This is a genomic window from Xanthomonas sp. PPL134 (genome assembly GCF_040595915.1).
Classification (GTDB): domain Bacteria; phylum Pseudomonadota; class Gammaproteobacteria; order Xanthomonadales; family Xanthomonadaceae; genus Xanthomonas_A; species Xanthomonas_A indica.
Genome location: NZ_JAMDLL010000007.1, coordinates 197,950 through 208,191, shown reverse-complemented (window position 1 = coordinate 208,191; position 10,242 = coordinate 197,950). Strand labels below are relative to the sequence as shown.

At 64.2% G+C, this 10,242-nt stretch carries 9 protein-coding genes; 8 read left to right on the top strand and 1 reads right to left on the bottom strand.

All coding sequences use genetic code 11. The annotated features are described in order from the left end of the window. Positions 1-592: 592 nt before the first annotated feature. Entirely contained in the window at positions 593-1,732 is a 1,140-nt protein-coding gene (locus M3U25_RS14320; protein ID WP_017907532.1) for a PilT/PilU family type 4a pilus ATPase, read from the bottom strand. Positions 1,733-1,831: 99 nt separating this feature from the next. Here M3U25_RS14320 and M3U25_RS14315 point away from each other — a divergent pair, with 99 nt between their 5' ends. The 8 genes from M3U25_RS14315 (at position 1,832) to M3U25_RS14280 (ending at position 10,115) form a co-directional block, all read left to right on the top strand. After that, a complete protein-coding gene (locus M3U25_RS14315; protein WP_048491628.1) occupies positions 1,832-2,224 on the top strand; it encodes a DUF4398 domain-containing protein in 393 nt (130 codons plus the stop codon). 17 nt (positions 2,225-2,241) lie between these two features. Beyond that, the gene (locus tag M3U25_RS14310) at positions 2,242-3,114 is read left to right on the top strand and encodes a hypothetical protein (protein WP_355503103.1); all 873 of its coding nucleotides are present in this window, start codon (positions 2,242-2,244) and stop codon (positions 3,112-3,114) included. 334 nt (positions 3,115-3,448) lie between these two features. Next, the gene (locus M3U25_RS14305; RefSeq protein WP_010340228.1) at positions 3,449-3,667 is read left to right on the top strand and encodes a YdcH family protein; all 219 of its coding nucleotides are present in this window, start codon (positions 3,449-3,451) and stop codon (positions 3,665-3,667) included. A gap of 191 nt (positions 3,668-3,858) precedes the next feature. Further along, positions 3,859-5,229 (top strand): pyridoxal-phosphate dependent enzyme, encoded by a 1,371-nt coding sequence (locus tag M3U25_RS14300; protein ID WP_355503024.1) that lies wholly within the window; start codon positions 3,859-3,861, stop codon positions 5,227-5,229. 84 nt (positions 5,230-5,313) lie between these two features. After that, positions 5,314-6,510 (top strand): cystathionine gamma-synthase, encoded by a 1,197-nt coding sequence (locus tag M3U25_RS14295; protein ID WP_355503025.1) that lies wholly within the window; start codon positions 5,314-5,316, stop codon positions 6,508-6,510. Then, positions 6,510-7,292, top strand: coding sequence for an ABC transporter permease (locus tag M3U25_RS14290; RefSeq protein WP_355503027.1), 783 nt, complete (start codon positions 6,510-6,512; stop codon positions 7,290-7,292). The genes M3U25_RS14295 and M3U25_RS14290 overlap by 1 nt, the downstream gene beginning before the upstream one ends. Continuing rightward, entirely contained in the window at positions 7,289-8,518 is a 1,230-nt protein-coding gene (locus tag M3U25_RS14285; RefSeq protein WP_355503029.1) for an ABC transporter ATP-binding protein, read from the top strand. The genes M3U25_RS14290 and M3U25_RS14285 overlap by 4 nt, the downstream gene beginning before the upstream one ends. After that, positions 8,508-10,115: a methyltransferase domain-containing protein gene (locus M3U25_RS14280; protein ID WP_355503031.1), complete on the top strand. Its 1,608-nt coding sequence runs from the start codon at positions 8,508-8,510 to the stop codon at positions 10,113-10,115. The genes M3U25_RS14285 and M3U25_RS14280 overlap by 11 nt, the downstream gene beginning before the upstream one ends. Positions 10,116-10,242: the final 127 nt, after the last annotated feature.

The window sequence follows — 10,242 nt, the reverse complement described above, 5'->3', positions numbered from 1 at the left end:
CAGTTGCGTGGAAGTGACGTTTGCCCAGGCAAGGGCAACCCCGCAGCGATCGCCGATGCACCCGCGGTCTGGCCATTGCCGCCGTCGCTGCGGGACCAGCCCGGCCAGGCGTCTACGAACGCACGGTCGCGGCTGAAGCCGCTCCTGCGAAGTCGCTTCCACAAGCGCTTGCAGCGAACGCGCTGGGTGCACTGTGGGAGGGACTTCAGTCCCGACGCGCAGTTGCGTGGAAGTGACGTTTGCCCAGGCAAGGGCAACCCCGCAGCGATCGCCGATGCACCCGCGGTCTGGCCATTACCGCCGTCGCTGCGGGACCAGCCCGGCCAGGCGTCTACGAACGCCCGGTCGCGGCTGAAGCCGCTCCTGCGAAGTCGCTTCCACAAGCGCTTGCAGCGAACGCCCTGGGTGCACTGTGGGAGGGACTTCAGTCCCGACGCGCAGTTGCGTGGAAGTGGCGTTTGCCCCGGCAAGGGCAACCTCGCGACGACGCCGATGGGCGCCGTTGCCGCCGTCGCTGCGAGACCAGCGCGACCAGGCCTCTACGAACGCCCGGTCGCGGCTGAAGCCGCTCCTACGAGGAAGCGGCGACGCCTCAGACGAAGCCGTGGGTGATGCGCGGCGCGGCGCTGGGGCCGCTGTCGTAGTCGGCGTAGGGATCGTGCTCGCCGCTGCCGCCTTCGGACAGGCGAAACTTCAGGGCCAGGCCGTCGCGCGAGTCGGCTGCGCGCAACGCTTCCTCCTGCTCGATCTGGCCTTGCTTGACCATGCGGAACAGGCACTGGTCGAAGGTCTCCATGCCTTCCTCCAGCGATTCCTCCATCGCCTGCTTGATCTCGTGGACCTGGCCGCGGCGCAGCAGGTCGCGGATCATCGGCGTGTTCAACAACACTTCCGAGGCCGGCCGGCGGCGGCCGCTGCTGTCCTTGACCAGGCGCTGCGAGATCACCGCGCGCAGGTTCAGCGACAGGTTCATCAGCACGTTCTTGTGCGCGCTCTCGGGGAAGAAGTTGAGGATGCGCTCGATGGTCTGGTCGGCGTTGTTGGAGTGCAGGGTGGCCAGGCACAGGTGCCCGGTCTCGGCGAAGGCGATGGCCGCCTCCATGGTCTCCGCGTCCAGGATCTCGCCGATCAGGATCACGTCCGGCGCCTCGCGCATCGCGTTCTTCAGCGCGTTGTGGAAGGCGTGGGTGTCCAGCCCGACCTCGCGCTGGTTGACGATGGACATCTTGTGCTTGTGCAGGTATTCGATCGGGTCCTCGATGGTGAGGATGTGCCCGGTGGTGGTGCTGTTGCGGTAGTCGATCATCGACGCCAGCGAGGTGGACTTGCCCGAGCCGGTCGAGCCGACCACCAGGACCAGCCCGCGCGGGGTCATGATCACGTCCTTGAGCACCTGCGGCAGGTGCAGCTCCTCGATGCTGGGGATCTTGCTGCGGATCGCGCGGATCACCATGCCGACCTCGCCGCGCTGCTTGAACACGTTGACGCGGAAGCGCCCGGCGTCCTGCAGGGCGATGGCCATGTTCAATTCCAGCTCCCGCTCGAACTGCGGCACCTGGCCTTCGTCCATCAGCGAGTAGGCGATCTTCTTGACCATGCCCGGCGGCAGGCCGGTGGCGCCGAGCGGGTACAGCTTGCCTTCGATCTTGATATAGACCGGTGCTCCTGTGGTCAGGAACATGTCCGAGGCGTTCTTTTCGGTCATCAGCTTCAGGAAATAGCCGATATCCATGCGCAATGGTTCCCCAACGATCCGCAATCGCCCGTTGCAAGCGCGCCACAGGCTTCCGACAATGGCCGTGATCGACGTCTCCGTCCACGGCCCCCCTAGATGAAAACTAGCTTCGCACACTTCCGTTGTCAGCAGTATGTGATGGCCTGCGCATTGGCGTTGTTCGCCGCGCCGGCCGCATTCGCCCAGGTGGCCTCGCCGGAACTGCTGTCTGCGCAGCAGGCGGTGCAGCGCGCGATCCAGGCCGATGCCGATCAGTACGCGCCGGACCTGCTGGCCAGCGCCCGCCAGGGCCTGGAACAGGCGCAGCAGGCCGCGCTCGACCGCCGCCAGCGCAAGACCGCGCCGCAGCTGGCGCTGCGCGTGGCCGCCGATGCCGACCTGGCCCGCGCTCGCAGCGAGGAGGCGGTGGCCAATGCGCAGTTGAAGCAGCGCCAGGCCGAGGTGGCCCAACTGCAACAGACCCTGGGCACCGGGGAGGGCCGTCCATGAGCCGGGCCCTGCACGGAATGCGCCGCCTGGCCCTGCTGGCGTTGCTGCTGGCGCCGCTGGGCGCGATGGCGGCCGACGACCCGGAACTGGCCGTGCTCAACCAGCGCCTGGTGGCGCTGCAGGCCGATCCGCTCAACGCCGATGTCGCCGCCTACGAGCGCCTGCAGGCGCAGCAGGCGGTGGCCAACTTCGCCAACGCCAAGCGCAAGGAGCGCGACGAGGCGCGCTACCTGGCCGAGCGCCGGGTCGAGATCGCCGAGACCATGGCCCGCGCCGAAATCGCCCGGCGCCAGGTCGACCAGTTGGAGAAGACCCGCAGCGACCTGCTGATCGAGGCCAGCCGCCGCGAGGCCGCGCGGGCCCGCCAGGAGGCCGAGCGCCTGCGCGTGCAGGCGCAGATCCAGGCCGAGGAGGCCGAGAGCCTGCGCCAGGCCGCCGAGGCCGAGCAGGCTGCGCGGGCAGATGCGGATGCGGCCCTGGCCAGCGTCGCCGGGCAGCAGACCGCCAAGCTCAGCGCCGCGCAGCAGAAGTCGGCCAAGCTGGCGCGTGAGGAGGCCGAACTGGTCGCCGGCACCAAGCTGCCGGCCTCGCGCTTCGAGTCGCGCGGGGAGGTCTTCACCTTCTCCGGCGCGGCCTTCGGCGCCGGCAAGGCGGCGCTGTCGGGCGATGCCACGAACCAGGCCAAGGCCCTGTCCCAGTACCTGCAGATCAGCAAGGGCAAGGTGCGGATCGAAGCCTACGACACCGATGCCGGGGTGGCGCAGAAGCGCGCCGATGCCCTGCGCTCGGCCCTGGTCAGCGGCGGCGTGCCCGCCAACCGGGTGCAGGCGGTCGGCAAGAAGGGGGCGTCGACCAAGGCCCGTTCGGCCGAGGTTGTGATCGCGCCCTAAGCCTGTCGTGCCCTTTTGCATCGGCGTTTAACGGGGTTTTTCCCTGGGCCTGAGCGCCGAGCAACTGAATGCGACAAAGCGGGCTTGCTTCTCTTGTCCGCGGCGGTAGGGAAGCGTAGGGTCGGTATTCCAGGTGGCACTCCCGCCGCCTGGTGCCAACGGAGGAGTCCGAGCCGATGACGCAGTGGCGCGCACCGCAGTCCGACGTCGCAGGAACCGTGGTTCCAGGCGTTGCGGCGGTGCAGCCGGCGGCTCGCGCGCTTCCGCTCCCAGGCAACGCCCCGTGCCGCAGCGGCCGGGGCGTTCTTGTTTCTAGCTGAAGGAGGCTATTCCTATGTTCGAAGGGCAACCGCAGACCGAAATCGACGCGTTGATCAAGTCCGATCCGGAGTTCAAGCAGCTCTACCAGCGCCACAAGACCTTGGACAAGAAGTGCATGGACGCCGAGCTCGGCGTGCTGCCGATCGACGATGTCACCCTGGCGCAGATGAAGCGCGAAAAGCTCGCCGCCAAGGAAAAGCTGCTGCGCCTTTACGAGCAGAAGCCGCACTGACCGTCCCATTCCCCCTTGTCGCGGGCGGTGGCTGGCCTCCTCGTCGGCTTGCCACCGTCCGCGTCATCCCCCTCCGAGAGCCGCGATTGCGGCTTTTTTCGTCCGTGCCGCGCGCATTCTCTGACTTTCCACCCCCGAGCGCGGATAATGCCCGGTCCAGCCGCTGCCGCGGCGCGACGCATTCGGACCCGATGGCCATTCACTCCTCCGTCCTCGACCTGATCGGCGACACCCCTATCGTCAAGGCCAGCAAGCTCGACACCGGGGTGTGCGAGCTGTACCTGAAGCTGGAGAGCGCCAATCCCGGCGGCTCGATCAAGGATCGCATCGGCCTGTCGATGATCGAGGCGGCCGAGCGCCGCGGCGACCTCAGGCCCGGCGCGGTGCTGGTCGAGGGCACCGCCGGCAACACCGGCATCGGCCTGGCCCTGGTCGCCCAGCAGAAGGGCTACAAGCTGATCCTGGTGGTCCCGGACAAGATGAGCCGGGAGAAGATCTTCAACCTCAAGGCGATGGGCGCCGAGGTGGTGCTGACCCGCTCCGACGTAGCCAAGGGCCACCCCGAGTACTACCAGGACCTGGCCGCGCGCATCGCCGCCGAGACCCCGGGCGCCTACTTCATCAACCAGTTCGGCAACCCCGACAACCCCGCCGCGCACGAGTTCGGCACCGGCCCGGAGATCCTGCGGCAGATGGACGGCCGCCTGGACGCGATCGTGTTCGGCTGCGGCAGCTCCGGGACCATGACCGGCCTGTCGCGCGCCTTCGCCGCCGCCTCGCCGCATACCGAACTGGTACTGGCCGACCCGGTCGGTTCGATCCTGACCGAGTACATCGAGCAGGGGACGGTCAGCGAGAAGTCCGGCAGCTGGCTGGTGGAAGGCATCGGCGAGGATTTCCTGCCGGCCATCTCCGATTTCAGCCGGGTCAAGAAGGCCTACTCGATCAGCGATGCCGAGAGCTTCCACACCGCGCGCGAGCTGCTGGCCAAGGAGGGCATCCTCGGCGGCTCCTCCACCGGCACCCTGCTGGCGGCGGCGCTGAAGTACTGCCGCGCTCAGACCGAGCCCAAGCGGGTGCTGGTGTTCGTCTGCGATACCGGCAACAAGTACCTGTCGAAGATGTACAACGACTACTGGATGCTGGACAACGGCTTCCTGGAGCGCCCGCAGCATGGCGACCTGCGCGACCTGATCCTGCGCCCGTACAGCCAGCGCGACACCGTGGTGGTCGGCCCCAAGGACCTGCTGACCACCGCCTACCAGCGCATGAAGCTGTACGACGTGTCGCAGCTGCCGGTGATGGAAGGCGATCAGCTGGTCGGCATCGTCGACGAAAGCGACGTCTTGTTGCACGTATATGGCGACGAAGCGCGTTTCCGCGACCCCGTGGCCACGGCCATGGTCAGCAAGCTCGATCGGCTGGACGTCAAATCGCCGATCGAGGCCCTGCTGCCGGTGTTCGACCGCGGCCAGGTCGCCATCGTGATGAACGAGGGCGCCTTCCTCGGCCTGATCACCCGCATCGACCTGCTCAACTACCTGCGCCGCCGGGTGCAGTAATCCCTGTGGTCTGAACGGTTCCGCGCTGCATGGGGCCGTTCAGACCGCGCTGCTAGAATCACGCCCCTTTTCCGGTAACCCCACATGACGGACAACACGTCGAACCCCCATGGCGACGGCCCTGCGCTGGCGCTGGCGACCCTGGCCATCCATGGCGGACAGCACCCGGACCCGTCCACCGGCGCAGTGATGCCGCCGATCTATGCGACCTCCACCTACGCCCAGTCCAGCCCCGGCGAGCACCAGGGCTTCGAGTACTCGCGCACCCACAACCCGACCCGCTTCGCCTACGAGCGCTGCGTGGCGGCCCTGGAAGGCGGCAGTCGCGGCTTTGCCTTCGCCTCCGGCATGGCCGCCACCGCCACGGTGATCGAACTGCTGGACAGCGGCAGCCACGTCATCGCGATGGACGACCTGTACGGCGGCAGCTACCGCCTGTTCGAGCGCGTGCGCAAGCGCACCGCCGCGCTGGAATTCGGCTTCGTCGACCTGACCGACCCGGCCGCGTTCGAGGCGGCGATCCGCCCGACCACCAGAATGGTGTGGATCGAAACCCCGACCAATCCGATGCTGAAGATCGTGGACATCGCCGCGATCGCCGCGATCGCGCGCAAGCACGGCCTGCTGGTGGTGGTCGACAACACCTTCGCCTCGCCGCTGCTACAGCGGCCGCTGGCGCTGGGCGCGGACATCGTGGTGCATTCGGCGACCAAGTACCTCAACGGCCACTCGGACATGGTCGGCGGCATGGCCGTGGTCGGCGACAACGCCGAACTGGCCGAGCAACTGGCCTTCCTGCAGAACTCGGTGGGCGGCGTGCAGGGCCCGTTCGACAGCTTCCTGGCCCTGCGCGGCCTGAAGACCCTGCCGCTGCGCATGCGCGCGCACTGCGACAACGCCCTGGCGCTGGCGCAGTGGCTGGAGACGCACCCGGCGGTGGAGAAGGTGATCTACCCGGGCCTGCCCTCGCACCCGCAGCACGCCCTGGCCGGCCGGCAGATGACCGGCTACGGCGGCATCGTCTCCATCGTACTCAAGGGCGGTTTCGACGCGGCCAAGCGCTTCTGCGAGCGCACCCGCCTGTTCACCCTGGCCGAGTCGCTGGGCGGCGTGGAGAGCCTGGTCAACCATCCGGCGGTGATGACCCACGCTTCGGTGCCAGTCGCGCGGCGCGAGCAGCTCGGCATCAGCGATGCGCTGGTGCGGCTGAGCGTGGGGGTGGAGGATGTGGGGGATTTGCGTGGGGATTTGCAGGCTGCTTTGGCGGGAGATAAAGGGTAATGCAGAGCCATGCAAATCTAATTTTCTTGTTCCGCCAACTGCTCGCGCGCGAGCTTGCTCTAAAGTATAAAACGACGGTTCTCGGCGCTCTTTGGCTGGTTCTTCTGCCAATTCTGATGCTGTGCGTCTACACGCTTGTGTTCAGCGGCATTTTCAAGGCTCGATGGGCAGGCGCGCAGAATTCGGGCGATTTCGCCTTAATGCTCTTTGCTGGGTTGATTCCGTTCTCGTTTCTGTCCGAAGTTCTTATTACTTCGCCAACGCTGGTGGTCGGGCAGCCGAACTTCGTGAAGAAGGTGGTTTTCCCGCTGCCCATGCTCGTGGTTGTCAAGGTGGCGGGGGCCTTGGTCACGGCGGCGATCAGCTTGCTTATCCTGTTGACGGCTCAGGCATTTCTTTCCGAGGCGCCGTCTGCAAAGGCGCTGTTGGCGCCTGTCATCCTGCTCGAAATGGTCCCCATGCTGCTTGCGATCGGCTGGATACTGTCAGCGCTCGGCGTCTATCTGCGCGACGTAGGTCAGTTCGTCGGCATCCTGAGCAGCGTATTGCTTTTCTTGAGTCCGATTTTCTTCCCGCCTAGTGCGATGCCGGCGTCTGTCTCCGGTCTTATTGCATTCAATCCCCTGGTCACTCCGATCAGCCAGTTGCGTGCAACAACCCTGGGCCATGAAGCGCTGGATTTGGTGGCGCTTGGGAATCATTTCGTAATCTCCATCATTGCGGCGCTGCTTGCATATGCGCTTTTCAAGCGCCTATCACGAGGTTTTGCGGACGTCCTATGACCAGTACTGCGCTTCCCCAAATTCCAGAGAACAAGCTTGCGCTCGAGATGCGTGGGGTGACCAAGGACTATCCGGTCTATGGGCATCCTCTCAAGCGCCTGCTCTCGTTGTTGCGCCCGTCGGGTGATCGTGCATCCCACAACTTTCGTGCGCTCGAGGATGTCACCCTGCTTGTGCCAAGGGGGGAGACCGTCGGCATCATCGGGCGTAACGGTGCCGGAAAATCGACTCTTCTGCAGATTTTGTGCGGCACACTTTCGCCGACCAAAGGCACCGTCCGCATACGCGGGCGTTTTGCGGCATTGCTAGAGCTGGGGGCCGGCTTCAACCCCGACTTCAGCGGCCGTGAGAACGTCTATCTCAGCGCGTCTCTGCTTGGCCTGACGCATGCGGAAGTCGATCAAAGCCTGGACAAGATCATTGAGTTTGCCGACATCGGTGAATTCATCGACCGCCCGGTCAAGACGTATTCCAGCGGCATGTACGTACGGCTTGCTTTCTCGGTCGCCATTCACACCGAGCCTGACGTGCTGATCATCGACGAGGCGCTGTCTGTGGGCGATATCCGCTTTCAGATGAAGTGCCTGGCGAGGATCGAGCAGATCCGTGCTCGTGGAGCCACCGTCCTGTTTGTCTCGCATTCACTGGAGCAGGTGAAGCGCTTCTGCCAGACCGCCATCTGGCTTGAGCAGGGGCGCGTAAAATTGCATGGCGAGGCGAGTTTTGTCGCGGACAGATTCCGGGATTACGAGCTGGGACGGCTGGCGCCTCCATCAGGCGATACGGGTGCTGTCGCGGAAAAGGTCGATGCAAAGCGGGATTCGGTGCCTGCTCACATCGAGCGTACGACGATATCTACCGACATGTTGGCGCCCTTCGAGCCTTTGACAGTCGAGATCGAGTACGCGGTCAATGACGACGTGATCGAAGGCTTGCTCTTGGGGGTTGCAATAAAAGGCTTGGATGGTCAGCACATCTTTGGCCCGAATACGCACCTTGAGCAGATCGATATTCCTGCTGGTCGTGGAACTCACGGTATTACGTACCATATTCCTTCCATGCCGTTGTTGACAGGCACATATCGCATCGATGTCGGCCTTTTTACCGACAAGGGCCTGGTGTGTTTGGATTATCTTTCTTCGGTAAATGAGTTCACCGTCGCTGCGCCGTACTTCAGCGAGGGGCTCGTCTACATTTCTCACGAGTGGCGTGTCCATGGGCGTTGATCTCCAAGCCATCGCGTTTGATCACTACCAGCGCTACGGCGCGGCTTCTGCGATATTGAGCATGCTTGGTCGCGGTGATTGCCGAATACTCGAAGTCGGTGCGAACAGGCAGCGCTTGCTGGGTGAATTTCTGCCGAAAGCAAGGTTGCTGTATACCGACATACGTGTGGAAGGGGACGAGCAGGATTTCGTCGTAGCCGACGCCACCGCGTTGCCTTTCCAATCGGGCGAATACGGCGCCGTTGTCTCACTTGATGTGCTTGAACATATCCCTCGCGAACTCCGTGCCGCTGCCGTGTCGGAAATGGGGCGAGTCGCTGGGGATGTCGTTGTGATTGGCTGCCCTACGGATGAAGAGTGGGTGGTTCAGGCAGACGCGGCCGCCAATGACCGTTGGAAAGAGCTTTTTGGCGACGACTACGAGTGGCTGCAGGAGCATCGTGACTATGGACTGGTGAAAGCCGCCGAAGTGGTTTCTGTGCTGGAAAATCAGGGACTGCACGTAGTCGTGCTGACACAGGGAAGCGCGACGTTGTGGGAAAGCCTGATGGGCCTTCACTTCATGAAGGTGAAGTTTCCCGAGCTGGAAGGCCTTTCAATGGCTGCGGACAGGCTCTACAACACCCGGGTATTCGCTGGCGATTGCGTTGGGCCTTGTTACCGGACCTATTTCATCGGGCTTCGCGATACGGAAAAGGCCCAGGAATTGCGCGATTGGTGGGGTGCCCGTGGCGCCTCGGACGATCAAGCCGTGGGCTTGCTGGAGCAGTTGGCGTCTGGCCTGAGAGAGCTCGCTCTCCGCACGCTCAATTCAGAACAGGAATGGGCCGCGACTGCCGACGTCGCCAAGACCCATGCGAAGGATCTGGAGGTGGCGACGCGGGAGTGGAGCGCGACGATCCAGCGTCTGGAGGCCGCAGAGGCTGATGTGGCGAAAGCCACCGCGGGATGGAAATCCACGGCCGAAGCCAATGCGGATCTACAGGCCCAGATCAAAGAGATCACTCGCGAATGGGAGCAAACTGCCGCTCTATTCAAGCAGGCACAGCAAGACGCGCTGAACGCGTCTGAAGGATGGAAGCAGGCCGTCGACGCCTGCCGCCAAAAGGATGAGGACCTGCGGGTCGCTTTGGGTGAGTGGCAGTCAACGGCCGAGTTGCTGAGATTGACGGAACAGAAAGCGGCGGAGGCTGAGCGGGACCGGGTCGCGTTGGCGGATCAACTGGAACAAACAGGGCGAGAAAGTTTCGTGGCCGATCGTCCATTGAGTGCCGCGGAGGAAGAGGGGAGTGTTGCTGGCGCCGAGATGAGCAATGAATCTTCTCAGCCGGAGCGCGATCATGCAGCTGCCCTGGAGTTCGTCTATGAGCTTCGCCGTGAGTTGATGGAGAGTAGAGACGCGCTTAGTGCGTCAATGGATGCCATTCGTAGCAAGGATGAAGAGATCGAGGCGGCATTGCCTGCGCGCGATACTTCAGGTTCGCTCCGCGAGGCCGTTGAAAAAGAGATGCGCGATCTGCAGGCGCGCCTGGAGATCAAGCTGATGGCGGCGTTCTCGCGCGGCAGCAACAATCTCGGTAGCACACAGCAGCAGTAACAAGGTTCAAGCTGAAATCGATAGCGATCGTGCGACCTGGTGGCGTGTGTGGCAAGACCGTGGTGCTCAGGCCTGGCCGTTCATTGGCTAAGGGAAGCATCAAACTGATTTGAGGTGTTGAAATGGG

Coding starts and splice junctions, on each gene's coding strand:
- M3U25_RS14320 (WP_017907532.1), bottom strand. CDS start 1,732: ATGGATATCGGCTATTTCCTGAAGCTGATGACCGAAAAGAACGCCTCG.
- M3U25_RS14315 (WP_048491628.1), top strand. CDS start 1,832: ATGAAAACTAGCTTCGCACACTTCCGTTGTCAGCAGTATGTGATGGCC.
- M3U25_RS14310 (WP_355503103.1), top strand. CDS start 2,242: ATGCGCCGCCTGGCCCTGCTGGCGTTGCTGCTGGCGCCGCTGGGCGCG.
- M3U25_RS14305 (WP_010340228.1), top strand. CDS start 3,449: ATGTTCGAAGGGCAACCGCAGACCGAAATCGACGCGTTGATCAAGTCC.
- M3U25_RS14300 (WP_355503024.1), top strand. CDS start 3,859: ATGGCCATTCACTCCTCCGTCCTCGACCTGATCGGCGACACCCCTATC.
- M3U25_RS14295 (WP_355503025.1), top strand. CDS start 5,314: ATGACGGACAACACGTCGAACCCCCATGGCGACGGCCCTGCGCTGGCG.
- M3U25_RS14290 (WP_355503027.1), top strand. CDS start 6,510: ATGCAGAGCCATGCAAATCTAATTTTCTTGTTCCGCCAACTGCTCGCG.
- M3U25_RS14285 (WP_355503029.1), top strand. CDS start 7,289: ATGACCAGTACTGCGCTTCCCCAAATTCCAGAGAACAAGCTTGCGCTC.
- M3U25_RS14280 (WP_355503031.1), top strand. CDS start 8,508: ATGGGCGTTGATCTCCAAGCCATCGCGTTTGATCACTACCAGCGCTAC.